Origin of the sequence: Pigmentiphaga sp. NML080357 (assembly GCF_002188465.1) — a bacterium.
GTDB lineage: Bacteria > Pseudomonadota > Gammaproteobacteria > Burkholderiales > Burkholderiaceae_B > Pigmentiphaga.
The window spans coordinates 351,550-374,304 of sequence record NZ_NINW01000037.1 but is presented as its reverse complement, the minus strand read 5'-3'; the positions used below and the strand labels follow the sequence as shown (position 1 = coordinate 374,304).

Annotated in this window: 21 protein-coding genes and 1 pseudogene; 16 read left to right on the top strand and 6 right to left on the bottom strand. The window is 67.2% G+C overall.

The features are described 5' to 3' along the window. Positions 1–45 precede the first annotated feature (45 nt). The 9 genes from flgE to CDO44_RS16800 all read left to right on the top strand — a co-directional run bounded on the left by flgE (position 46) and on the right by CDO44_RS16800 (position 10,209). Positions 46–1,305, top strand: a complete 1,260-nt coding sequence (gene flgE, locus CDO44_RS16840) for a flagellar hook protein FlgE (protein WP_087781410.1) — start codon at positions 46–48, stop codon at positions 1,303–1,305. Positions 1,306–1,321: 16 nt separating this feature from the next. Beyond that, the gene (flgF, locus tag CDO44_RS16835; RefSeq protein WP_087781409.1) at positions 1,322–2,065 is read left to right on the top strand and encodes a flagellar basal-body rod protein FlgF; all 744 of its coding nucleotides are present in this window, start codon (positions 1,322–1,324) and stop codon (positions 2,063–2,065) included. 145 nt (positions 2,066–2,210) lie between these two features. Beyond that, a complete protein-coding gene (gene flgG / locus CDO44_RS16830; RefSeq protein WP_087781408.1) occupies positions 2,211–2,993 on the top strand; it encodes a flagellar basal-body rod protein FlgG in 783 nt (260 codons plus the stop codon). 12 nt (positions 2,994–3,005) lie between these two features. Further along, positions 3,006–3,713: a flagellar basal body L-ring protein FlgH gene (locus CDO44_RS16825; RefSeq protein WP_087781407.1), complete on the top strand. Its 708-nt coding sequence runs from the start codon at positions 3,006–3,008 to the stop codon at positions 3,711–3,713. An 8-nt stretch (positions 3,714–3,721) separates the two neighbouring features. Continuing rightward, a complete protein-coding gene (locus tag CDO44_RS16820; RefSeq protein ID WP_233146225.1) occupies positions 3,722–4,855 on the top strand; it encodes a flagellar basal body P-ring protein FlgI in 1,134 nt (377 codons plus the stop codon). After that, positions 4,855–5,949 (top strand): flagellar assembly peptidoglycan hydrolase FlgJ, encoded by a 1,095-nt coding sequence (gene flgJ / locus CDO44_RS16815; RefSeq protein WP_087781406.1) that lies wholly within the window; start codon positions 4,855–4,857, stop codon positions 5,947–5,949. The genes CDO44_RS16820 and flgJ overlap by 1 nt, the downstream gene beginning before the upstream one ends. 117 nt (positions 5,950–6,066) lie before the next feature. Then, a complete protein-coding gene (flgK, locus tag CDO44_RS16810) occupies positions 6,067–7,968 on the top strand; it encodes a flagellar hook-associated protein FlgK (RefSeq protein WP_087781405.1) in 1,902 nt (633 codons plus the stop codon). 55 nt (positions 7,969–8,023) lie between these two features. Then, the gene (flgL, locus tag CDO44_RS16805) at positions 8,024–9,235 is read left to right on the top strand and encodes a flagellar hook-associated protein FlgL (RefSeq protein ID WP_158213315.1); all 1,212 of its coding nucleotides are present in this window, start codon (positions 8,024–8,026) and stop codon (positions 9,233–9,235) included. Between the two features lie 71 nt (positions 9,236–9,306). Further along, complete coding sequence (locus tag CDO44_RS16800) at positions 9,307–10,209, top strand: response regulator (protein WP_087781471.1); 903 nt, start codon at positions 9,307–9,309, stop codon at positions 10,207–10,209. Positions 10,210–10,292: 83 nt separating this feature from the next. On the opposite strand, the gene CDO44_RS16795 is transcribed toward CDO44_RS16800, so the two are convergent. Together CDO44_RS16795 and CDO44_RS16790 are read right to left on the bottom strand one after the other, a co-directional pair. After that, the gene (locus CDO44_RS16795; RefSeq protein WP_087781403.1) at positions 10,293–10,925 is read right to left on the bottom strand and encodes a response regulator transcription factor; all 633 of its coding nucleotides are present in this window, start codon (positions 10,923–10,925) and stop codon (positions 10,293–10,295) included. Continuing rightward, a complete protein-coding gene (locus tag CDO44_RS16790; protein WP_158213314.1) occupies positions 10,922–12,550 on the bottom strand; it encodes a response regulator in 1,629 nt (542 codons plus the stop codon). Before CDO44_RS16790 ends, CDO44_RS16795 begins: the two co-directional genes overlap by 4 nt. A 134-nt stretch (positions 12,551–12,684) precedes the next feature. Here CDO44_RS16790 and CDO44_RS16785 point away from each other — a divergent pair, with 134 nt between their 5' ends. Both CDO44_RS16785 and CDO44_RS16780 read left to right on the top strand, forming a co-directional pair. Next, the gene (locus CDO44_RS16785) at positions 12,685–13,536 is read left to right on the top strand and encodes a protein-glutamate O-methyltransferase CheR (RefSeq protein ID WP_369824688.1); all 852 of its coding nucleotides are present in this window, start codon (positions 12,685–12,687) and stop codon (positions 13,534–13,536) included. Between the two features lie 81 nt (positions 13,537–13,617). Next, positions 13,618–14,211, top strand: a pseudogene (locus tag CDO44_RS16780) (CheB methylesterase domain-containing protein); the annotation flags it as partial. A 115-nt stretch (positions 14,212–14,326) separates the two neighbouring features. Here the strand turns inward: CDO44_RS16780 and dapB are convergent. Beyond that, on the bottom strand, positions 14,327–15,118 hold the full coding sequence (dapB, locus tag CDO44_RS16775; protein WP_087781400.1) for a 4-hydroxy-tetrahydrodipicolinate reductase: 792 nt from the start codon (positions 15,116–15,118) through the stop codon (positions 14,327–14,329). 5 nt (positions 15,119–15,123) lie between these two features. Next, positions 15,124–15,720 (bottom strand): outer membrane protein assembly factor BamE, encoded by a 597-nt coding sequence (locus tag CDO44_RS16770; RefSeq protein WP_233146235.1) that lies wholly within the window; start codon positions 15,718–15,720, stop codon positions 15,124–15,126. A 354-nt stretch (positions 15,721–16,074) separates the two neighbouring features. On the opposite strand from CDO44_RS16770, the gene fur reads away from it, so the two are divergent. Then, on the top strand, positions 16,075–16,494 hold the full coding sequence (gene fur / locus CDO44_RS16765) for a ferric iron uptake transcriptional regulator (RefSeq protein ID WP_087781399.1): 420 nt from the start codon (positions 16,075–16,077) through the stop codon (positions 16,492–16,494). A 29-nt stretch (positions 16,495–16,523) separates the two neighbouring features. Here the strand turns inward: fur and recN are convergent, their stop codons facing one another. Both recN and CDO44_RS16755 read right to left on the bottom strand, forming a co-directional pair. Then, positions 16,524–18,167: a DNA repair protein RecN gene (gene recN, locus CDO44_RS16760; protein WP_087781398.1), complete on the bottom strand. Its 1,644-nt coding sequence runs from the start codon at positions 18,165–18,167 to the stop codon at positions 16,524–16,526. A 35-nt stretch (positions 18,168–18,202) separates the two neighbouring features. Then, a complete protein-coding gene (locus CDO44_RS16755) occupies positions 18,203–19,099 on the bottom strand; it encodes an NAD kinase (RefSeq protein WP_087781397.1) in 897 nt (298 codons plus the stop codon). A gap of 155 nt (positions 19,100–19,254) precedes the next feature. Here CDO44_RS16755 and hrcA point away from each other — a divergent pair, with 155 nt between their 5' ends. The 4 genes from hrcA to grpE all read left to right on the top strand — a co-directional run bounded on the left by hrcA (position 19,255) and on the right by grpE (position 22,673). Then, a complete protein-coding gene (hrcA, locus tag CDO44_RS16750; RefSeq protein WP_087781468.1) occupies positions 19,255–20,259 on the top strand; it encodes a heat-inducible transcriptional repressor HrcA in 1,005 nt (334 codons plus the stop codon). 36 nt (positions 20,260–20,295) lie between these two features. After that, positions 20,296–21,396 carry a ferrochelatase gene (gene hemH, locus CDO44_RS16745; RefSeq protein WP_087781396.1) on the top strand — a complete coding sequence of 367 codons (1,101 nt, stop codon included), beginning with the start codon at positions 20,296–20,298 and terminating at the stop codon, positions 21,394–21,396. Then, positions 21,393–21,782 carry an RNA-binding S4 domain-containing protein gene (locus CDO44_RS16740; protein ID WP_087781395.1) on the top strand — a complete coding sequence of 130 codons (390 nt, stop codon included), beginning with the start codon at positions 21,393–21,395 and terminating at the stop codon, positions 21,780–21,782. The genes hemH and CDO44_RS16740 overlap by 4 nt, the downstream gene beginning before the upstream one ends. A gap of 321 nt (positions 21,783–22,103) precedes the next feature. Beyond that, a complete protein-coding gene (gene grpE / locus CDO44_RS16735) occupies positions 22,104–22,673 on the top strand; it encodes a nucleotide exchange factor GrpE (protein WP_087781394.1) in 570 nt (189 codons plus the stop codon). The last annotated feature ends 82 nt before the right edge of the window (positions 22,674–22,755 follow it).

The window sequence follows — 22,755 nt, the reverse complement described above, 5'->3', positions numbered from 1 at the left end:
CCACGCCCGATTTCCCGGATACAGAGTCAGACAAGGAACCATGCGATGAGCTTCCAGCAGGCATTGAGCGGCCTGAACGCCGCAGGCAAGAACCTCGACGTGATCGGCAACAACGTTGCCAACGCCAACACCGTGGGCTTCAAGGCGTCGCGCGCCGAATTCGCGGACGTCTACGCGTCGACGGTGCTCGGCACGTTCTCCAACAACATCGGCATCGGAACCAAGCTCAATTCCGTCACCCAGATGTTCACGCAAGGGGCGATTTCCGTCACCTCCAACCCCTTCGATGTCGCGATCTCGGGCGAGGGCTTTTTCCGGATGGACAACAACGGGTCCGTCGTCTATTCGCGAAACGGCCAGTTCCACTTGGACGCCAACGGCTACGTGGTCAACGCCAACGGCCTGCGCCTGACCGGATACGTGGCCGATGCCAACGGCAACATCAACACCGCCCAGCCCCAGCCGCTGAGACTGACGGTCAGTTCCATCGAGGCTCGCGGCACTTCCGAGGTGACCCAGGGCGCGGTGCTCGATTCGCGCTCGGACGCGATCGATCCCGCCGTCAAGCCATTCGACCCGGACGATTCCTCCACCTATACCCACGCCACCTCCATCGCGGTCTACGATTCCCTGGGCAATACCCATACGCTGTCCACGTTCTACGTGAAGCGGGGCCCCGGGCAATGGGAGGTCTACACGGCGCTCAACGGCACGGTCACCAATCCCGACGCCAACGGCGACGGGACGCCCGAGGGCTTCCCGCTGGTGTTCGACGCCGCCGGCAAGATCGACCTCGACGCCTCGAACAACGGCGTGTTCGACATCGCGGTCGACGCCGCGACGCTGGGCACCGGCGCCAATGGACTGAACATCCGCTACAACGTGGCGGCCACCTCGCAGACCGGCCAGGCGTTCAGCAACGAGCTGCAGCGGCAGGACGGCTATACCTCGGGCCGCCTCACCAGCTTCACCATCGACGAGAACGGCATCCTCAAGGCGAACTACTCCAATCAGCAGTCGCGTGCGCAAGGCCAGATCGTGCTGGTGTCCTTCGTCAATCCGCAGGGACTGGTGGCCGCGGGCGGCAACAACTTCCTGGAAACGACGCTGTCCGGCGGACCGCGCATCGGCGTGCCGGGGTCCAGCAACTTCGGCACCGTGACTTCGGGCGCGCTGGAGGATGCCAACGTCGACCTGACGGGCGAGCTCGTCAACATGATTACCGCCCAGCGCGTCTACCAGGCCAACGCACAAACCATCAAGACCCAGGATTCGGTGATGCAGACCCTGGTCAACATGCGCTGACGGGTAGCGGGCAGTCATGGACAGAGCGCTCTACATCGCCGCCACCGGCGCCCGCGAGCTGATGCGGCGGCAGGACATCCAGACCAACAACCTTTCGAACGCGCTGACGCCGGGGTTCCGGGCCGAGATCGCCGCCCAGCGGACCGCTCCCGTGGTGGGCGGGCCCGGGCTGCGCACGCGCGCGTACGCCGTGGAGTCGACGCCCGGGGCCGACATGTCGCCCGGCGCGATGATGGCCACCGGACGCGAACTCGATGTGGCGGTCCAGGGCGACGGCTGGTTCGCGGTCCGCACGGCGGACGGGGGGGAGGCCTATACCCGCGCCGGCGGATTCCAGACCACGGCCGACGGCATGCTGGTGGATACCGCCGGCCGCCCCGTGCTGGACCCCAACGGCGAGTTCATCACGATTCCGCCCGATACCAAGGTGCAGGTCAATACCGACGGATCGATCTCGTCCATTCCGGAGGTCGATCGGGTGCAGGCTGTCCAGATCGCCAATCTCAAGCTCGTAAACCCGCCGCCCGGGGCGCTCGAGCGCGGCGCCGACGGCCTGTTCCGGCTGCGGCAGGGCGGCATCGCGCCGATGGCCGAAGGCGTAAGGGTGGCCGGCGGCATGCTGGAGGGCAGCAACGTGAATGCGGTGGGCACGATGGTCGAGATGATCGCCGCCGCCCGTCACTACGACGTGCAGATACAGCTCATGCAGAACAGCGACCAGAACCAGCGTGCGGCCACGCAGATCCTGTCGATGAGTTAAGCCCCCCTACGCGCTTACGCGCCCATGCGGGCGGACTGGCAAAGCCGGATCCGCCGCATCCTGGATGGGGTTGTTGCCGTTGGGCGTGTCGGTTTTTGTGATTTTGGTAGCAGTGCGGCGGATGCCGCGATAAAGGACAAGCATCATGATGCGTTCGCTCTGGATTGCCAAGACTGGCCTGGATGCGCAGCAGACCCAGCTGGACGTGATTTCGAACAACCTGGCCAACGTGAGCACCAATGGCTACAAGCGTTCGCGCGCGGTGTTCGAGGACTTGCTCTACCAGACCATGCGTCCGGCGGGCACGCAGACGACGCAACAGAACCAGGTGCCGGCGGGCCTGACGCTGGGCACCGGGTCCCGGCCGGTGGCAACGGTGCGCAACTATTCTCAGGGAGCCTTGCAGCAGACCGACAGCAGTTTCGATCTCGCCGTCAACGGCGCCGGATTCTTCCAGGTCCAGCTGCCCGACGGCACGCTGGCCTACACGCGCGACGGAAGCTTCCAGATCGACAGCCAGGGGCAGCTCGTCACCAACAACGGTCTCATCATCGATCCGGGCATCGTCGTGCCTGAAGGAGTCAAGGAAGTCGCGATCGGCCAGGACGGCGTCGTGACGGCCACCGTGGCCGGACAGACCCAGCCGGTCCAGCTCGGCCAGCTGCAGCTGGCGACCTTCATCAATCCGCCGGGCCTGCAGCCGCTGGGGCAGAACCTGTTCGCGGAAACCGCGGCCTCGGGCGTGCCGGTCGTGAACGTGCCCGGACTGAACGGCGCCGGCCTGATCAACCAGGGCTACGTCGAGGCCTCCAACGTCAACGTGGTGGAGGAGCTGGTCGGCATGATCCAGACCCAGCGCGCCTACGAGATCAATTCGCGCGCCATATCCACGTCGGACCAGATGCTCCAGCGCATCTCGCAGCTCTGAGGGCGATAAGGCATGAAGGAAGCGCTCACGACCTGCGCCGCATGGGCAGCAAGGGGAATCGCCGTCGGGCTGGCGGCCTCGGCGCTGGCGGCATGCGCCGTGCCCAAGGTGGACATCGCCGAACCCACGACGGCACGGCCGCTGGACCCGGTCGTCTACAACGCCAACCGCCGTCCCACCGGCGGAATCTTCGGCACCGCGCCGGGATACCGGCCGCTGTTCGAGGACGTGCGGGCGCGCAACGTGGGCGATACCCTGGTAGTGCGGCTCGAAGAGCACATCAACTCGACCCAGCGCAACAATACCTCGGCCCAGCGCACGGCATCGGCGTCGGTGGGCGTGCCCACCATCAACAAGCTGCCCGGGTCCGGCATCCTGCGGGGCCTGGGCGTGGAGGGCGAGAGCGACAACCGCTTCAACGCGCGCGGCGAGACCGGCGCCTCCAACATTCTGTCCGGCACGGTCACGGTCACGGTGGTCGAGGTGCTGGCCAACGGCAACCTGCGCGTCTCGGGCGAAAAGCAGATCGGCACCAACCGCGAGACCGAGCGGGTGCGCTTTTCCGGCGTGGTCAACCCGGCGCATATCGTGGGCGGCAATTCGGTCAGCTCCACCCAGGTCGCCGACGCGCGCATCGAATACCGGGGCCAGGGCGCGATCGACGAGGCGCAGACGGTGGGCTGGCTGTCGCGCTTCTTCTTCTCGTTCCTGCCGTTCTGAATGGGTAGATGATGATCCGCCGCCTTCCTCCCCTTGCGTGGCTGGCCCGCTCGGCCCTGCTGGCGTTGTGCGCCGTGCTGCAACTTGCCCCCGAGGCGCACGCCGCGCGCGTGAAGGACCTCGCCAACGTCCAGGGCGTGCGCAACAACCAGCTCGTGGGTTACGGCCTGGTCGTGGGGCTGGACGGCACCGGCGACCAGACTACGCAGACGCCGTTCACCACCCAGTCGCTGATGTCCATGCTGTCGAACCTGGGCATCAACGTGCCGCCCGGCACCCGGTTGCAGCTCAAGAACGTGGCGGCGGTCATGGTGACCGCGACGCTGCCGCCGTTCTCCCAGCCGGGCCAGCAGCTCGACGTGACGGTGAGCTCCATGGGCAACGCCAAGTCGCTGCGTGGCGGCACGTTGCTGCTGACGCCGCTCAAGGGACTGGACGGGCAGGTCTATGCGATGGCGCAGGGCAGCGTGTCGGTGGGCGGGGCGGGCGCTTCGGCCGCGGGCAGCCGGGCGCAGATCAACCACCTGAGCGCCGGACGCATCCCCTCCGGCGCCACGGTCGAACGTGAAGTGCCGACGCCATTTTCCGATGACGGCGCGCTGCGCCTCGAACTGACGACGGCCGATTTCTCCACCGCGCGCTCCATGGTGGACGCCATCAACCGCAGTTTCGGGGCCGGCACGGCGACCGCGCTCGACGGCCGGGTCATCGAGCTGCGCGCGCCGTCTTCGCCCAATGCCCGCGTCGCCTTCATGGCGCAGATCGAGGATCTCGAGGTGGCTGGCAGCCGTGCGCCGGCGCGCGTGGTCATCAACGCCCGCACCGGTTCGGTCGTGATGAACCAGAGCGTGCGCCTGGCGCCGGTGGCGGTGGCCCACGGCAACCTGAGCGTGACGGTCAGCGCCACGCCCGTGATCAGCCAGCCGGCACCGTTCTCGGGCGGGCAGACCGTCGTGGCCGAGCGGGCCGATATCGAGGTCAAGCAGGCCGGCGGCCAGATCGTCCACCTGGATGGCGGAGCGCAACTGGCCGACGTCGTCAAGGCGCTGAATCTGCTCGGCGCGACCCCCCAGGACCTGATTTCCATCCTCCAGGCGCTCAAGACCGCCGGAGCGCTGACCGCCGAACTGGAGATCATTTGATGAGCAAACTCGATCGTTCCGCCGCGGCAGGAGGCATGGCCATCGACGCCCGGTCGCTGGAGGCGCTCAAGCAGCAGGCGCGCCGCGACCAGGCCGGCACGGCGCGGCAGGCGGCGCGGCAGTTCGAAGCGCAGTTCGCCCAGATGCTGCTTGCGCAGATGCGACAGTCGTCGATGGCGGGCGACAGTTCGCTGGCGCAGGCGCTGAACAGCCACGCCTCCCAGACCTGGCGCGGCATGCTCGACCAGCAGCTGGCGCAGAAGCTGGCCGGCGTCGCAGGGCCGGAGAATCGCGGCAACGTATCCCAGCACAGTGGCCTTGGACTGGCCGACATGCTGGAGAAGCAATTGACTCGCCAGACGGTATCCCCGGAGTCCGTGCGCCGGGCCGGGCTGCCGCTGTCCATGTCCACGCTGGACCTGGCGCGGGGCCGCGCCGCGGGCACGCCGACCACGGCCACGAGCGGCATGATAGGCGGCGCCGATACGGCGGCTCTGGTGGGCGAGGCGGTGCCGGCGCGCCGGATCCAGAACGGCAAGTTCGGCGGGAAAGCGGCCTATCCGCCACCTGCGGCCGTCGCCACCGGGGCAGGGCGGGCCGCAGCGTCTCGTCCCGCAGCGGCTTCGGCCGAGCAGGTCAGGGCCGAATTCCTGGGCAAATTTCTGCCTGCGGCCAAGCGGGCGGAAGCGGCCACCGGCATTCCCGCCGCCTACATCCTGGGCCAGGCGGCGCTCGAGTCCGGCTGGGGGCGGCGCGAGATCCGCGGTGCCAACGGCGAACCCAGCCACAATCTTTTCGGCATCAAGGCCACGGGTTGGGATGGCCGCACCGTGCGGACGCGCACGACCGAATACCGGAACGGGGCGGCCGAGCGAGTGACCGCCGAATTCCGGGCCTACGAGTCGTACGAGCAGGCCTTCGAAGACTACGCGCGCCTGCTGGCGTCGAACCCGCGCTATGCCAAGGTGCTCCAGTCGACCGGCAGCGCCGAACAGTTCGCCCAGGGACTGCAGCGGGCCGGCTATGCCACCGATCCCCGCTATGCCGAGAAGCTGGGCAGCACCATCCGGCGTGCCATGCAGATCGTCGTCTAGGGGCCGCGGTGGCGGGCAGGCGTGTCCCGGCCGGCTCAAGCTTCGGCGCGGACGTCCGTTAAGTGATACATAGCCGCGCGCGGCCAGCCCGCGCGCCCAGGCAGCTCGAACACGACCATGACCACGAACATCGCCAATATCGCACTGACAGGATTGCGGGCCGCCCAGGCCGGCCTGGCCGTGACCGCCAACAACATCTCCAACCAGGGCACGCCGGGCTATTCGCGCCAGCAGGCGGTCCTGCAGTCGGCCATGTCCACCTTCAGCGGGGCCGGCTACTTCGGCCAGGGGGTGGACGTGACCACGGTGCAGCGCGCCTATAACGCGTTCCTCACCAGCCAGGCCAGCCAGTCGGCATCGGCGTTGAGCTATCTCGGCACGTACGCCGACCAGATGGGCGGCCTCATCAACCGGCTGGGTTCGGTCGACACGGGCATCAACCAGAGCCTGAACGCGCTGTACACGGCCATCGGCAGCTTCAGCCAGAACCCCAATGAAACCGCAGGGCGCCAGAGCGCGCTGGCGGCGGCGCAATCCACGGCGGCGCGGTTTCGCGCCATCAGCGAAGACCTGTCCGCGCTCGGCCAGGGCATCAGCAACCAGGCCACGGCCACGGTGGGGCAGATCAACCAGCTGGTGCAGAGCATCGCCACCTACAACGCCAAGATCAGCGACGCCTATGCCGCCGGCAACGGCCAGGCGCCGAACGGGCTGCTGGACCAGCGCGACGTGCTGGTGCGGGAACTGGGCAAGCTCACCGGCATCACCACGAGCACGCAGGGGACGAGCGTCAACGTCTACCTGACCAATGGCCAGCCGCTGGTCATGGAACACCTGGCGTCGGAGCTGCAGATCGACACGAAGGATCCCTATTCGACATCGGGCACCAGCCTGTCGCTCAAGGTGGGAGGGCATTCCATGCAGCTCAACCGCGGAGACGTCGACGGTGGCCAGCTTGGCGCGCTCTTGCAGTTCCGCGACAACGAGCTGGCCCAGGCCCAGGCCGAGCTTGGCAAGCTGGCGATCGCGATGGCGTCTGCCTACAACCAGCAGCAGCAATTCGGCCTCGACCGCTCGGGCCAGCCCGGCCAGGCGCTGTTCAAGATCGGCAATCCGGTCGTGCTCGGTACCCGCGGCAATACGGGCGATGCGCAGGTGACGGCGAGCATCGCGGATACGCGCTCCCTGACCGGCAGCGATTACCAACTGACCCGGGTCGGAACGGAGTACGTCGTCACCCGGCTCGACGACGGCACCGAGTTCGGCCCCTTCACGTCGCTGCCGCAGAACGTGGATGGCCTGACCATCGGCATGGCCGGTGGCGACCTGGACGACGGCGATACCTTCACCGTCAACGTCGCGAGCCAAGCCGCCGCCGGCATGGAGGTCCTGCTCGGCGACCCCGGCAAGCTGGCCGCCGCCGCACCCATGCGTCTGGATGCGGCGGCCGCCAATACCGGTACGGCCGTGGCGTCGCGGCTGCGGTCGGTGGAGTCGGCCAGCGCCGACTACGGTGCGTCGGTCACGGTGCGCTTTACCTCCGCCTCCGGGTACGACCTGCTGGCCGACGACGGCACCGTGCTGTCGTCCGGCACGCTGCAGCCGCCGCAGCAAACGATTTCGTACAACGGCTGGGCCTTCGATCTCGCCGGCACGCCCGCCGCGGGCGACACCATCACGGTCAAGGCCGATCCAGGCGATCCGTCGGGCGACAACCGCAACGCGCTTGCGCTGGCTGGCCTGGGGAGCACCAAGATCGCCGGTGGCAGCACCCTGACTGATTCGTACGCCGCGCTCATTTCCCAGGTCGGGACGCGGGCGGCGTCGCTCAACGTGAGCAAGGCGGCCCAGCAGACGGCCTATGACCAGGCCGTCGCTGCCGAACAGTCGCTCTCGGGCGTCAACCTCGACGAGGAAGGGGCCAATCTGTTGCGTTACCAGCAGGCCTATGCGGCCGCCGGCAAGGTGCTCGGCATGTCTTCCGAGCTGTTCGACCAGTTGCTGGCCGCCATCCATTAACGCCCGCGGCCGCGCCGGGCCGCCCGCCAAGACCGACCACGGATTCCGAATCGCCATGAGAGTCAGCACCAACCAGTTCTACGACAACAGCATCCGGGCCATCAACAGCCAGCAGGGCGCGCTGTTGCAGGTTTCGCAGCAGTTGTCCGCGCAGCGCAAGCTGCTGAGTCCCGCCGACGACCCGGTCGCGTCCAGCCGCGAGGTCGCGCTGGATGCGACGCTCAAGGCCAACGAGCAAATGCTCAGGAACCAGTCGGACGCGAAGAGCACGCTGGAGGCCACCGAGAACTACCTGGTGGAGGCCGGCAACACGGTGCAGGCGGCCCTGGCCCGCGTCGTGCAAGCGGGCGGCGGCGCGTTGAACGAAGAGAACCGCCAATCGATCCTGGCGGATCTGAAGAGCCTGCGCGACCAGTTGATGAGCGTGGCCAATACCAGGGACGAGAACGGCAACTACATCTTTGCCGGCTACAAGCGCGACAACCAGCCGTTCGTGCGCAATGCGTCCGGCGTCGTCTACCAGGGTGACGCCGGCGTGCGCCAGAGCCAGATCGGGCCGAACCGGGTCATCGACGTCAGCTTTACCGGCAATTATCTGTTCGGCGATATTCCCACGGGCCAGAATGGGCTCGTGGTCAGCGCCGACGGCGCCAATACCGGCAGCGCTGCGCTGACTTCCGGCGTCATCACCGACCGGCAGGCCTGGAATGCGGCGGCCGCCTTCGGCCCTTACACGATCGAGTTCGGCGCCGACGGCGCCTATACCGTGACCGACAGGGACGGCGCCGAAGTCGGCACCGGTACGCTGGGAGACGGCCAGGTGGTCGAGATTGCCGGCGTGCAGGTCGGCTTCAGCGGCAGCCCGGCCGAGGGCGACAGGCTGAGGTTCGGGCCGGCGGAGTCGCAAAGCGTGTTCGATACGCTGGACCAGGCGATCGCCGCCCTGAGCCTGCCGGCTTCCGAGACCGAGTCCACGGCGCGGGCCAATGCGCTCTATGAAGTCAACCTCAACCTGAATTCGGCCCTGAACCGCTTGCTCGAGGCCCGATCGTCCGTCGGCAGCCGGCTGAACGAGATCGAATCGGCCACGACCGCCGGAGAGGCGCGCAGCGACCAGGTCACCGGCGAGATTTCGCGCGTGGTCGGGTCCGATCTGGAAACGATGACCGAACTGACCGGCGAATTGGCCAAACGCACTTACACTGTGCAGGCTGCGCAGCAGACGTATACGCAGATCGCCCGGTTGTCGATATTCAACTTCCTGTAGACGCCGGCATCCGCCGCGGCGGATGACGCGAAGGGGCTGCCAGCGAATTTCCCCGCTTTCACCGGATGCCCATGTCGCAGGAACCGTTCAATATCCTCGTCGTCGACGACGAACCGCTGAACCTCGAGATCATTTCCGAGCATTTGTCCGATCCGCGCTACCGCTTGCGGTGCGTGCAGGACGGCATCCAGGCCTGGGACGTGCTGCAGAACGCCGGCGTCGACTACGACCTGATCGTGCTCGACCGCATGATGCCGGGGATCGACGGCATCGAGCTGCTTTCCCGCATACGGGGGGACCGCCGGTTTGCGGAGATCCCGGTGATCATGCAAACGGCGGCTTCGCATCCCGACGACGTGCTGGAAGGCATTCACCGGGGCGCCTATTACTACCTGACCAAGCCGTACGAGCACGACATGCTGATCGCCGTGGTCAGCGCAGCCATCGAATTCCGCGCCAGGCAGAAGGGCCTGCGCCGGCGGCTGTCCGACGTGCACGACGTGTTTGCCCACATGCGGCAGGCGAGATTCGAGTTCGTCTCGCTCACCGAGGCGCGCCAGCTCGCCTTTTTCCTCGCCAAGCTCTGTCCCGCGCCGGAAGTGGCGGTGATCGGCCTGGCCGAGCTGATGGTCAATGCCGTCGAGCATGGCAATCTGGAGATCGGGTTCACGGAGAAAGGGCGCCTGAGCATGGAGGGCCGCTGGGCGGCGGAGATCGAGCGGCGGCTGTCGTTGCTGCCTTACCGGGAACGGGTGGCAAGCGTCACGTTCGAGCGCGAGGCGGGCCTTGTTCGTTTCCGCGTCCGGGACCAGGGCAATGGTTTTGATTGGCGAACGTACCTGGAAATCTCGCCGGATCGTGCGTTCGACATGCACGGACGGGGAATCGCAATGGCGCGCGCCCTGACGTTCACGGACCTGGCCTACGCCGATGGAGGCCGCGAAGCCATCGGAACGATTGCGTTGCACGGCTAGCGTTACCCAGGATGCGGCGGATCCGGCTCCGCCGGTCCGCTCGCATCGCCCCCTGGGGGGCGCGTAAGCGCGTAGGGGGGCGTCTACTCCACCAACTTATGTTTCAACGCGTAGTGCGTAAGCTCCGCGTTGTTCTTGAGCTTCATCTTTTCCAGCAGCCGGGCGCGATAGACCGAGACGGTCTTGGGCGAGAGGGAGACTTCCTCGGCGATCTGGGTAAGGGTGCGGCCCGAGGCGATCATGACCATGGTCTGGTATTCGCGGTCGGACAGGAGTTCGTGCGGCGGGCGTTCGTCGCCCTGGCTGAGGTGGCTGGCGAGTTGCTCGGCGAGTTCGGGCGTGATGTATTTCTTGCCGCGGGCGACGGTCCGTATGGCTTCGATGACGGTTTCCGGCGGCGAGTTCTTGTGCAGATAGCCGGCGGCGCCGGCCTTGACGCTGCGAACGGCGTATTGGTCTTCGGGGTACATGCTGAGCATCAGCACGGCGATCTTCGGCCAACGCTCGCGCACTTGCTTGAGGCCTTCGAGGCCGCTCTTGCCGGGCATGGAGATGTCCATCAGCACGACGTCCGCCTCGGTCTTGCGCAGCACGTCGAGCAGGTCGCCGCAGTCGGCCGCTTCGCCTACCACCGAGATGCCTTCCTCGGCTTGCGCGATCTGGCGCAGTCCGGAGCGCACGATCGCGTGGTCGTCGGCGAGCACCAGGCGGATCATTCCAGATCCTCCGGCTCGTGATGGGGAAATTTCCCACCGTGTGAAGTCATGGGTGTTTCCTGGGGATTCAGCGGGATGGAGATCATAAGTGTAGTGCCTCGGAAGGGCGGCGTGCCCGTCTTTGGCGATCCGCTGATGTCCATCCAGCCGCCCAGCCCGTGGACGCGTTCCATCATGCCGCGCAGGCCGAAGGAGGTGCGCTTGCGCAGGGCGTCGGACGACAGGCCGATGCCGTTGTCGCGGACTTCCAGGCTCAGCGTGCTTTCGTCGGCGAAGAGGTCGACGTCGACGCGCGTGGCTTGCGCGTGCTTGAACACGTTGGTCAAGGCTTCCTGGAAGATGCGAAAGATCGCGATGGAGGGTTCCAGTTCCAGGGCGAGGTCGTCCTGGTTGGTGTGCACGTTGACCGCGATGCCCGTGTGCTGGGCGAAATCACGGGCCTGCCATTCGATGGCCGCGACGATGCCGAAGTCCAGGACCGGCGGGCGCATGGCACGGGCGATGCGGGAAATGGCTTCTCCCAGCGAGGCCACCATTTGCTCGGCCTCGTCGAGCAGTTGCGCGGTTTCCTTCTCGCGCGGCCGGCGCCGGGCCAGCGCCAGGTCGGCCCTTATGCGGGTGACCAGCGCGCCCAGGTCGTCGTGGATCTCGCGCGCCAGTTCCGCGCGTTCGTTTTCGCGCACGCGCTCGGTATGGCGCGACAGTTCCCGCAGCTGGCTCTCGGACCGGCTCAGTTCCGCCTGCGCATGCGCGAGGTGGGTCACGTCGGAGAGCGCGACCACGCAACCCGAGGGCGGCGATCCGCTGAGCGGGCTGGCCGAGACCAGCAGCTCGCGCTTTTCGCCCTTGGCCTCGATGCTGAAGGGCAGGCCGCGCACCGCCGTGCCGTCCAGGGCGGGCGCGATGAGGGTCAGCAGTTTCCAGGTATCGGGCTGCGACGGCAGGGCGAACGGGCGGGACAGGGTCTGGGCCGCGTTCAAGCCGGTAAGGTCTTCGAACGCCGGGCTCCACATGGTGACCACGCGTTCGCGCGAAATGGCGAACAAGGCTACCGGCGTGGCCGAGAAAATCGCATTGAGCTGGTCGTGCGCCGAAGCGAGCGCGGTTTCCGCCCGCTGCCGCTGGTCGCGCGTCTGCACTTCGCGCAGGCCGCGTTCGAGCGCGGGAGGCAGCCGGCGCAGGTTGTTCTTCATGACGTAGTCGTCGGCGCCGGCCCGCATGGCCTCGACGGCGGTTTCCTCGCCGATGGCGCCCGACACGATCAGGAACGGGCCGCGAAAGCCGACTTCCTTGGCGACCTTCAGGGCGCGCAGGCCGCTGAAAGTGGGCAGGGAGTGGTCGCTGATGATGGCGTCCCACGTTCGTTCGGCCAGGGCCTGCCGCATGGTGGTCTCGGTATCGACGCACTGGGCCGTGACATTCAGGCCGGCATCCACCAGCACTGCCCGCATCAGCGTGAAATCGGCAAGCGAATCCTCGATGAACAGGATCGCCAGCTGGTTCGTGTCGCGCCCGTCGGCTCCCAGGCCCGCGGAGGCCTGGCCGGGCGCCGTCATCATGAAGCGAGGCGTGCCGCCGGCCGGAGAGGGGGCATTCTGCACGGGGACCGAGCCGCGATTGAACATGCTTAATGAATCGTTAACAGTTGCCGATAATCCCTTCAATGATAGCGTGGGGGCCTGTCGTTCCGCTGTGGCGCGGTTGCCTCCAAGAGCGCTTTTTAGGGCAAACCGTGACATCCAGAACCAGCCCCCTGGCCATGGCCGACGGCGCGCCGGGCATGGCCGATTCCCTGGCCGGCACCGAATTCGCCTTCAGCAGCCAGGATTTCGACCAGATCCGCACGCTGCTTCGGCAGCACACAGGCATTTCGCTGTCCGACGCCAAGCGCAGCATGGTCTACAGCCGCCTGGCCCGTCGCCTTCGCGCCACGGGCCGCTCGTCGTTCAGCGCCTATCTCGAGGGCCTGCGCACGAGCGCGCCGGAGTGGGAGTTCTTCGTCAACGCGCTGACGACCAATCTCACTTATTTCTACCGGGAAAGCCATCACTTCCCGATCCTCGCCGATTACCTCAAGCGCAAAGCGGCCGAACGTGGCGGACAGACCCTGCAGCTCTGGTGCGCCGCCGCCTCCACCGGCGAGGAGGCCTGGACCCTCGCCATGACGGCGGCCGAGGCATTCAACAGCCTGGCGCCGCCGGTACGGATCCTGGCGACCGATCTCGATACCCAGGTGCTGGCAACGGCCCGGCAAGGCCTCTATCGGCGCGACCAGCTGGCCAAGATTCCCGAAGCGCAGATCCGGCGGTATTTCTGCGAGGAGTCCGAGGGCCAGTATCGCGTGCGGCCGGAACTGCGCGCCCTGGTCGGGTTCCGCCAGCTGAACCTGCTCGACCCGGCATGGGCCGTCCACGGCCCGCTCGACGCGGTGTTCTGCCGCAATGTCCTCATCTATTTCGACCGGGCGACGCAGTTGAAAGTGGTCGAGCGCATGGCGTCGCTGATGCCCGCCGGCGCCTTGCTGTTCGTCGGCCATTCCGAGAATTTCTCGCAGGGGCAGCAGAATTTCGTGCTGCAGGGGCGCACCGTCTATGCTCGCTGTTCAGGTTGAACGGCACTCACCATGACCGACATTTCCGCCCAGCCCGCCGACGGCGGCCAGGCATCGCCTTCCCCCTACGACCGCCGGATGCTGGTGGCGATCGGCGCGTCCACGGGCGGCACCGAGGCATTGCGCGAACTGCTCGGCGGCCTGCCGGCGAGTCTGCCGCCCATCGTCATCACCCAGCACATGCCGCCCGGTTTCACGCGCAGCTTTGCCGAGCGCCTGGACAAGCATTCGCGGCTGCATGTGAAGGAGGCCGAGCACAACGAGCGCCTGCGCGCGGGCTGCGCCTACGTGGCGCCCGGCCACGCGCACCTGGCCGTGCGGCAGCTGCCGCTGGTCGGGTACTACGCGCAATTGTCGGAAAGCGAGCCGGTCAACCGCCACCGTCCCTCGGTCGAGGTGCTGTTCCTGTCGGTGGCCCAGGCCGCGGGCCACGGCGCCGTGGCGGTCATGCTGACCGGCATGGGCAAGGACGGCGCACGCGCCATGCTGGCGCTGCGCGAGGCGGGGGCCTACAACCTGGCCCAGGACGAAGCCTCGAGCGTGGTCTTCGGCATGCCCCGCGAAGCCATCGCCCTGGGCGCCATCCACGAAGTGGTCCCGCTGTCCCAGATGGCGCAACGCCTCCAGTCCGCGGTAGAAGCCCGCCAGCGCGCGCTCGCGTCGCCACTGAACTGAGCGGCGGTGCACGCCGCCAGTGCCGCCCCGAGGCGGGTGCCGGCCCCCTTTCGGGCTGCCGCGTAGCGCTGGGGGCTCACCACTCTGGGCGCGCGTCAGCGCGCAGGGGGGCTTCCTACAGACCCAGAACGTCCTGCATGTCGTACAAGCCCGTGGACTTGTCGGCCAGGTAGCGCGCGGCGCGCAGGCTGCCTTCGGCATAGGTGACGCGGCTGGCGGAGCGATGCGTGATCTCTATCCGTTCGCCGGGTCCGCAGAAGAAGACGGTGTGGTCGCCGACCACGTCGCCCCCGCGGGCCGACGAAAAACCTATCGTGCCGTGCTTGCGGGCGCCGGTGTCGCCGTGCCGCGCCCATTCGGCGACCTCGGAGAGCGGCTTGCCCCAGGCCCGGGCCACGGTTTCGCCCATCTTCAACGCGGTCCCCGAGGGGGCGTCGACCTTGTGCTTGTGATGGACCTCGAAGACTTCCACGTCGTAATCGTCTTTCAGGATGCGGGCGGCGATGTCGAGCAGCTTGAGCGTGACGTTGACGCCCACGCTCATGTTCGGCGCGAACACGACGCCGATCTTGCGCGCGGCCGCCTCGATCGCGGCCTTGCCCGCCTCGTCGAAGCCGGTGGTGCCGATGACCAGCTTGACGCCATGGCGCTGGCAGGCTTCGAGATGCGCGAGGGTGGCCTGGGGCCGCGTGAAGTCGATCAGGCAGTCGGCCTGGGCGAGGGCGTCCAGGTCGTCCGTGATCAGGACCTTGCTGGATTTGCCCAGGAATTCGGCGGCGTCGCGGCCGATGGCCGGGCTGCCGGCACGGTCCAGCGCGACGGCGAGTTCCAGGTCGGGGGCGGCGAGCACGGCTTCGATCAACATGTGGCCCATGCGGCCGGTGGCCCCGGCAATGGCGATACGCATCGAGGTCATTCCTTGGTATTCGTGGCGGGTTGGGACGGCGCGGGATCGGCCGCGGGCGGCGCCACGGGCGTGGCGACCGGAGGCGGCGGCGCGCTGGGGTCGAGCGAAGTGGGGGCGGCATTGCCGTCGACCGTCAGGGGCGTGTTGTTCACGGCGCCTGCCTGGGTGTTTTGCGCGGCGGTGCCTGCAGACCCTTGCGTTGCCGGCTGCTCGCCGGCCTGGGCTTGCGGCTGTGTGGCCGGGGTGCCGGTGCCGAGGGCCCGGCGGGTATCCTTCTGCTGGAACGGCTGGCGGGCGGGCTGTTCGTCCCCGGTCCAGCGGTCCAGCCGGTCATTGACGAAGTAGACGGTGAAGCGGCGCTCCTCGGTCTGGCCATGGCCGGGGGTGAACAGGTAGGGGTAATCCCAGCGATCGGCGTGGAAAATGCTCGTCAGCGTGGGGCTGCCCAGGGCGAAGCGGACCTGCTCCCGGGTCATGCCCGGGCGCAGCAATTCCACCTGTTCCTGGGTCAGCCAGTTGCCTTGCTGCACGTCGGCCCGGTAGGGCTTGACGAAGCCGGGCACGTAGTTGTTGATCGTGCTGCATGCGGCCAGGCCCAGCAGCGCGACCGGCGCAAGCCGGCGCAGAGCGCCCGCGGGGCCGTGGATGAAGGAAATCAGAGCGTTTGGCACAGATCCGCACTCGTCTTGATTGGGGAAACCGTTATCATAAAGCTCTCGGGGAGTGCCTGGGTTTTTCGGTGCCTTCCCGACCTTCTCGGGCGGTTGTCGCAGGACGGAAGGGGCGCTAGGCGCGCACCACCATGCCGGGCCGTACTGCCGCCGCCCGCCGCCAGGCCAATTGCAGGCGCGAACGGGTTCCGCGGCTGGCGGTCCGGCGGTTGCCACGCCGGCCGGCACTGGGGCTACGGCGTCCGGAAGGAACCGATACACAGAACCGCTTTCCAAGGGACCATCATGACAGATCAAAGCGAACTCAAAAGTATAGGCCTGAAAGCGACATTTCCCCGGCTGAAGATCCTGGATGTCTTCCGCAAGGCTGAAGTGCGCCACATGAGCGCCGAAGACGTATACCGTGCCCTGATCGGCGAAAGCGTGGAAATCGGCTTGGCCACGGTTTATCGCGTGTTGACGCAGTTCGAGCAGGCCGGGCTCCTGGTCCGCAGCCAGTTCGACAGCGGCAAGGCGGTATTCGAGCTGAACGAGGGCGATCACCACGACCACCTCGTATGCACCAATTGCGGCAAGGTCGAGGAGTTCTTCGACGCCGAGATCGAAAAGCGCCAGCAGAAAATCGCCAAGGACCACGACTTCGTGCTGACCGGGCACGCCCTGTCGCTCTACGGCATCTGCCAGAACTGCGCCAAGAACAGGTAGTAAGCGTGGCGGGCGGCCGCGCCCGCCCGTCAGTTGTTGCCTATCATCTCGCGCGCATGCTTGCGCGTCGTGGCGGTGATCTCTATGCCGCCCAGCATGCGCGCAATCTCGTCCACCCGGCCGCCCCGGTCGAGCAGGCTGACCGTGGAGACCGCCGCGCCGTCCGCCTGGCGCTTGTCCACCCGCAGATGCGTATTGCCGCAGGCCGCGACCTGGGGCAGGTGCGTCACGCACAGGACCTGGTGCAGGCTACCCAATTCCCGCAGCAAGCGCCCGACCACTTCGGCCACGGCGCCGCCGATGCCGGTATCCACTTCGTCGAAGATCAGCGTCGGCACGCGGGCGGCACGGCTGGCGATCACCGATAGCGCCAGCGAGATCCGGGCCAGCTCGCCACCCGAGGCGACCTTGGCCAGCGGCCGGGGCGTGGTGCCGGCATGGCCCGCCACCCGGAACTCGATGGCATCGGCGCCGCCGGGGCCGGGCTCGGCCGGTTCCACCGCGACCTCGAACCGGCCTCCGCTCATGGCCAGCGTCTGCATCGCCTGGCTCACGGCCTTGCCGAGGGACCCGGCCGCCTTGCGGCGCGCGCGGCTGAGCTTGCCGGCGGTTTCGTCGTAGGCCGCCTTGGCGGCGGCGACCTTGGCGCGCAGCGCCTCGACGTCCTCGGCTTCCTTCAGCGTATCGAGCTGGGCGAGCAGCGTGGCGTGCCGTTCCACCAGTTCCTCGGGCTGCAGCCGGAACTTGCGGGCGGTGTCGAACACCGCCTGCAGCCGAGCCTCGACCTCGGCCAGGCGCTGGGGATCGAGTTCGAGGCGCGCGAGGTAGCTGTTCAGGTCGGAAACCGCTTCCTGCAGGGCGATGCGGGCCGATTCCAGGGCCTCGGAGACCGGCGCCAGCGCGGCATCGTGGGAGGCCAGCTGGGCGATGCGCTGCGACGCCGCGGCCAGGCGCGCGTGGGCCGCGTCGTCGTCTTCCTCGAGCGCGGCGATGGTCTGGCTCGCGCCGTCGATCAGCGACTGGGCGTGGGCCAGCCTGCCGTGCTCGGTCTGCAACTGTTCCCATTCGCCTTCTTTCAGCGCCAGGCGGTCGAGTTCGTCGGCCTGCCACTGCAGCCGTTCGCGCTCCTGCCGCAGCGAGGCGGCGTCGCGCTCGACGGCCTCGAGCTTGCGCGCGACCTCGCGCCACGCCTTCCAGGCCTGGGCCACCGCGCGTCGCATCGCGCCGTGGTCGCCGTGGTCGTCGAGCATGTCGCGCTGGGAATCGGCCTTGAGCAGGCTCTGGTGGGCGTGCTGGCCATGGATGTCGACCAGCTGCTCGCCCAGTTCGCGCAACTGGGTCAGCGTGGCCGGCACACCGTTGATGTAGCCCCGGCTGCGCCCCTGGGCGTCGATGACCCGGCGCAGCACGAGGCTGTCGGTGTCCAGCTCGCGCTCGGCCAGCCAGTCGTGCAGGGTCGCGGGCACGTCGAACACCGCGCTGACCTCGGCCCGGTTCGCGCCTTCCCGCAGCACCGAGGCGTCGGCGCGTTCACCCAGGGCGAGGGCCAGGGCGTCGATCAGGATCGACTTGCCGGCGCCCGTTTCGCCGGAGAAGACGGTGAAGCCCGGGCCGAACTCGACCTCGGTGTGGTCGACGATCACGAAATCGCTGATGTGCAGGGCGCGCAGCATACGAATGAAGCCGGTGGTGGAGGACGGGGACGAAGCTAGTCGATTGCGGTGCCGGAGATCTGGTTCCAGTGCAGCTTGCGCCGCAGGGTGGAAAAATAACTGTATCCGGCCGGATGCAGGAAGCGGATGGTATGTTCGGCGCGTCTCACCAGGACACGGTCGCCTTCCTGCAGCGAGGACCAGCTCTGCATGTCGAAGTGGACGCTCGCGCTTTCGTCGCGGCCGCCGGGGGAGCGGGTGAGGGTGATTTCTATGGTGCAGTCGTCCGGGATGGCAATGGGCCGGTTCGACAGCGCCTGCGGCGCCACGGGAACCAGCACCAGGCCCCGCAGCGACGGATGCAGGATGGGGCCGTTGGCCGACAACGCGTAGGCGGTCGAACCGGTGGGCGTGGCGATGATGAGGCCGTCGGCGCGCTGCTTGGACATGTACAGGCCATCCACCTGCACCGTGACTTCCAGCATGCCCCCCAGGCCCGCGCGGCTCAGCACCACGTCGTTGAGGGCGAGGGCCGACACCAGCGTGGTCTCGCCCCGGATGACGCTGGAAGCGAGCAGGGTACGGGTTTCGGATTCGAACTCCCCGTTCAGCATGCCCGCCACGGCGGTGCAGGCGTCCTCGAGCGGGATGTCGGTGATGAACCCGAGCCGGCCGTGGTTGATGCCCACCACCGGCACGTCCCAGGGCGCCAGTTGGCGCGCCACCCCCAGCATGGTGCCGTCGCCGCCCATGACGATGGCCAGCGACGCCCGCTGGCCGATCTCCTCGACGGTGGCGGCCGGGTATTCATCGACGCCGATGTTGGCGGCGGTGTCCTTTTCGAACACGACCTCGCGCCCGGCGTCGCGCAGCATCTGCGCGACGGCGCGCAGCGGAGCGGAGATGCCGGTGTCGTGATATTTGCCAACCAGGGCGACGATGGGAAAATGCATGCAGCCATTATATGGTTGGAAGGCCCCAGGGCACAGCGGATCCGGCTTTGCCGGTCCGCCGGTGCCGCCCCCTTGAGGGGGACGCGCGAAGCGCGGAGGGGGGGGGGACCATCCACCGCCATTCCTTTAGGCGCACGGGCGGGTAAACTATGGTCATGGACGATCGCGCACGTACGTTATTGAAGGCTCTCATCGAGCGTTACATTACTGACGGACAGCCTGTCGGCTCGCGCACACTCTCCAAGGTCTTCGACCTGTCGCCGGCCACGATCCGCAATGTCATGGCTGACCTCGAGGAGCACGGCCTCATACACAGCCCGCATACCTCGGCCGGGCGGGTTCCTACTCCACGCGGCTACCGCATGTTCGTCGATTCGCTGCTCACCGTGCAGCCGTACGAAGTGTCGGAGGCCACCCATATCCAGAACCTGCTGCCCTCGGCCGAACCGCAGCGCGTCATCGCGGCTGCGGCGTCGCTGTTGTCCAATCTCACGCAGTTCGCAGGCGTGGTGATGGCTCCCAAGCGCAGCCAGACCTTCCGCCAGATCGAATTCATCCGCCTGTCCGACAAGCGCGTCCTGCTCATCATCGTGACGCCGGAAGGCGACGTGCAGAATCGCATCCTGTCCGTCCAGCGCGACTATTCCGCCGCCGAACTGACCGAGGCGGCCAATTTCTTCAACCAGCATTTCAGCGGGAGGTCGTTCGACGATGCCCGGCAGATCCTGCAGAAGGAGCTGAGCCAGCTGCGGGAGGACATTTCCCGCCTCATGGAACTGGCGGTCGACGCCAGCGCCGAGGCCGCCACGGAGGACGAGGGCGTCGTGATTTCCGGCGAACTCAACCTGCTCGGCGTGTCGGACCTGGCCGCCGACATGGACAAGCTGCGCAAGATGTTCGAGCTGTTCGAGAAAAAGACCGATCTGATGCAGCTCTTCGACATGTCGAGCCGGGCCCAGGGCGTCCAGATCTACATCGGCGGGGATTCGCAACTGGTGCCGATGGAAGAGGTCAGCATCATCACCGCGCCTTACGGGGTGGACGGCAAGGTCGTCGGTACGCTGGGGGTGATCGGCCCGACGCGAATGTCGTACGAGCGCGTCATCCCCATCGTCGACATTACGGCGCGGCTGTTGTCGAACGCATTGAGCCATCACTGACTCCCGCCCACCCATACGCCGGAAAACGCCCCTCGCATGCGCTTCCTCCCCGAGCCGTCCCCGCCCGCCGACCATCCCACCCGCACCGGCTTGCTGCTGGTCAACCTTGGCACGCCCGACGCTCCCACCCCAGCCGCCGTGCGCCGCTACCTGGCCGAGTTCCTCTCGGATCCACGCGTCGTCGAGATCCCCCGAGCGGTCTGGCTGCCCATCCTGTATGGCTTGGTTCTGACCCTGCGGCCGCGGGAGGCCGCGGCGCGCTATGCGTCGATCTGGATGCCCGAAGGCTCGCCGTTGCTGGCCTGGAGCCGCCGCCAGAGCGAAAGCCTGGCCCGCGAGCTTTCCGGCCGGGGCCTGGGCGTGGAAGTCGCGCTGGCGATGCGCTATGGCAATCCTTCCATGGCCGACAGCATCGGCGCGCTGCGCGACGCGGGATGCGAACGCATCCTGGTGCTGCCGCTGTACCCGCAATACGCGGCGAGCACGACAGCCTCCGTCTTCGATGCCGTCGGCGAGCGCCTGGCGCAACTGCGCAACGCGCCCGAGATCCGCTATGTCAGGCAGTTTCACGACGATCCCGGCTATATCGAAGCGATGGCCGCCCGCATCCTGGAGTTCTGGCAGCACAACGGCAGGGGCCAGAAGCTGGTGCTGAGTTTCCATGGCCTGCCCAAGCGGTCGATCGCACAGGGCGATCCCTATTACGACCAATGCCAGGAAACCGGCCGCCTGCTCGCCGGCAAGCTCGGTCTTTACGCCGAGCAAGTGGAAGTCACTTTCCAGAGCCGTTTCGGGGCCGCCGAATGGCTGCAGCCGTATACTGAACCGAGGTTGAAGGAATTGGCCAAGGCGGGCGTGACCGACGTGGACGTGTTCTGCCCGGGTTTCGTCGCCGACTGCATCGAGACACTGGAAGAAATCGCCGTGCAGGGGAAAGAGGCGTTCCTGCTGGCCGGCGGCCGGCAGCTCCGGTACATCCCCGCGCTGAACGACTTCGCGCCGTGGATACGGGCCTTGGCCGACCTGGCCGAACGCCACATGCAGGGCTGGACGACCCGCACGGGGGGCAGGCGCCCGGCCGCGGCTGAGGGGCCCGATCTGCGCGAAAGCGCATTGCTGCCGGGAGCCGCCGATTGACGGAAGAGTTACGCATTGATAAATGGCTCTGGGCCGCGCGGTTCTACAAGACCCGTACGCTGGCCCAGGCCGCGGTCGAGGCCGGGCAGGTCAAGGTGGGGGGCGAACGCGTCAAGCCGTCGAGGTCCGTGCGGCCGGGCGACATCCTGCAGATCCGGGCGGGCGAGCAGGACTGGGAGGTCCTGGTACGGGCCCTGTCCGCTCAGCGCGGCCCCGCGGTTTTCGCCCGCACCCTCTACGACGAGACCCAGCAAGGGCTCAAGCGCAGGCTGGAAGCCCTGGAACTGCGCAAGCAAAACCTCGATCCTTCCGCCCATATCAAGGGCCGCCCCACGAAGCACGACCGCCGCCAGCTGGAGAGGTTTAAGACCCCCCCTACGCGCTGACGCGCGCCCCCCGAGGGGGCGGCACTGGCGGACCGGCAAAGCCGGATCCGCTGTGCCCTGGGGTACAACCAGGCTGACAGCGTACGGCGTCTTTTTCCACATTGGTAGAAAGCCGACGAAAAAACGCCGCCCCCGATCAGCCTGGTAGTACCCCAGGATGCGGTGGATCCGGCTCCGCCGGTCTACCCGCATCGCCCCCTGGGGGGCGAGCGTCAGCGCGTAGGGGGGATATCTCACTCTTGAAAAGTAGGATTTAATCCCCATCTCGCGCATAGAGTTCAAACAAGTCGCTGATTTATTTGGTTTTTTATGGAGGCATCAATGTCGGCTGAGCACAAGCCTGGCGACCAACCCATTCCGGATCCGGACCAGACCGAGAACGATGCTGCGGCGCAGCAGCAGCCCCAGGCCCCGGTCGAGGAGGATCCTATCGCCGCGCTGCAAGCCCAATTGGCCGCGGTCCAGGCCGAGGCCAAGGACAACTACGATGCCATGCTGCGGGCCAGGGCCGAGGCGGACAATGTCCGGCGGCGCGCCCAGGAAGAAGTGGCGAAGGCGCAGAAGTTCGGCATCGAGTCGTTCGCCGAGAGCCTGCTGCCGGTCAAGGATAGCCTGGAGGCCGCGCTGGCCCAGGAAAATCAGTCCCTCGAGACCCTGCGCGAAGGCGTGGACGTTACCTTGAAGCAGCTGACGGGCGCGTTCGAGCGCAACAAGCTGGTCGAGATCGCGCCCGTTCCCGGGGACAAGTTCAATCCGCATCACCACCAAGCCATCGCGTCGGTTCCGTCGGACGAGCCGGCCAATACGGTCCTGCAGACCCTGCAGAAGGGCTACATGATCGTCGATCGCGTGTTGCGTCCGGCACTGGTGACCGTCGCGGGCCCCAAGTAGGCCTTCGGTGCGCCGCGATTGGATAACGCTATCGCAGGCATTGAAATAACGAAAACTCCACCTATTTATTTACTAGTCAATA

Bases quoted from the DNA above. Each gene is read 5' to 3' on its own strand.
- CDO44_RS16755 (WP_087781397.1), bottom strand. From the start codon at position 19,099: ATGCATTTTCCCATCGTCGCCCTGGTTGGCAAATATCACGACACCGGC.
- fur (WP_087781399.1), top strand. From the start codon at position 16,075: ATGACAGATCAAAGCGAACTCAAAAGTATAGGCCTGAAAGCGACATTT.
- CDO44_RS16785 (WP_369824688.1), top strand. From the start codon at position 12,685: ATGGCCGACGGCGCGCCGGGCATGGCCGATTCCCTGGCCGGCACCGAA.
- CDO44_RS16790 (WP_158213314.1), bottom strand. From the start codon at position 12,550: ATGTTCAATCGCGGCTCGGTCCCCGTGCAGAATGCCCCCTCTCCGGCC.
- dapB (WP_087781400.1), bottom strand. From the start codon at position 15,118: ATGCGTATCGCCATTGCCGGGGCCACCGGCCGCATGGGCCACATGTTG.
- hemH (WP_087781396.1), top strand. From the start codon at position 20,296: ATGCGCTTCCTCCCCGAGCCGTCCCCGCCCGCCGACCATCCCACCCGC.
- grpE (WP_087781394.1), top strand. From the start codon at position 22,104: ATGTCGGCTGAGCACAAGCCTGGCGACCAACCCATTCCGGATCCGGAC.
- hrcA (WP_087781468.1), top strand. From the start codon at position 19,255: ATGGACGATCGCGCACGTACGTTATTGAAGGCTCTCATCGAGCGTTAC.
- flgG (WP_087781408.1), top strand. From the start codon at position 2,211: ATGATGCGTTCGCTCTGGATTGCCAAGACTGGCCTGGATGCGCAGCAG.
- flgE (WP_087781410.1), top strand. From the start codon at position 46: ATGAGCTTCCAGCAGGCATTGAGCGGCCTGAACGCCGCAGGCAAGAAC.
- CDO44_RS16800 (WP_087781471.1), top strand. From the start codon at position 9,307: ATGTCGCAGGAACCGTTCAATATCCTCGTCGTCGACGACGAACCGCTG.
- flgK (WP_087781405.1), top strand. From the start codon at position 6,067: ATGACCACGAACATCGCCAATATCGCACTGACAGGATTGCGGGCCGCC.
- CDO44_RS16795 (WP_087781403.1), bottom strand. From the start codon at position 10,925: ATGATCCGCCTGGTGCTCGCCGACGACCACGCGATCGTGCGCTCCGGA.
- flgL (WP_158213315.1), top strand. From the start codon at position 8,024: ATGAGAGTCAGCACCAACCAGTTCTACGACAACAGCATCCGGGCCATC.
- recN (WP_087781398.1), bottom strand. From the start codon at position 18,167: ATGCTGCGCGCCCTGCACATCAGCGATTTCGTGATCGTCGACCACACC.
- flgF (WP_087781409.1), top strand. From the start codon at position 1,322: ATGGACAGAGCGCTCTACATCGCCGCCACCGGCGCCCGCGAGCTGATG.
- CDO44_RS16825 (WP_087781407.1), top strand. From the start codon at position 3,006: ATGAAGGAAGCGCTCACGACCTGCGCCGCATGGGCAGCAAGGGGAATC.
- flgJ (WP_087781406.1), top strand. From the start codon at position 4,855: ATGAGCAAACTCGATCGTTCCGCCGCGGCAGGAGGCATGGCCATCGAC.
- CDO44_RS16820 (WP_233146225.1), top strand. From the start codon at position 3,722: ATGATGATCCGCCGCCTTCCTCCCCTTGCGTGGCTGGCCCGCTCGGCC.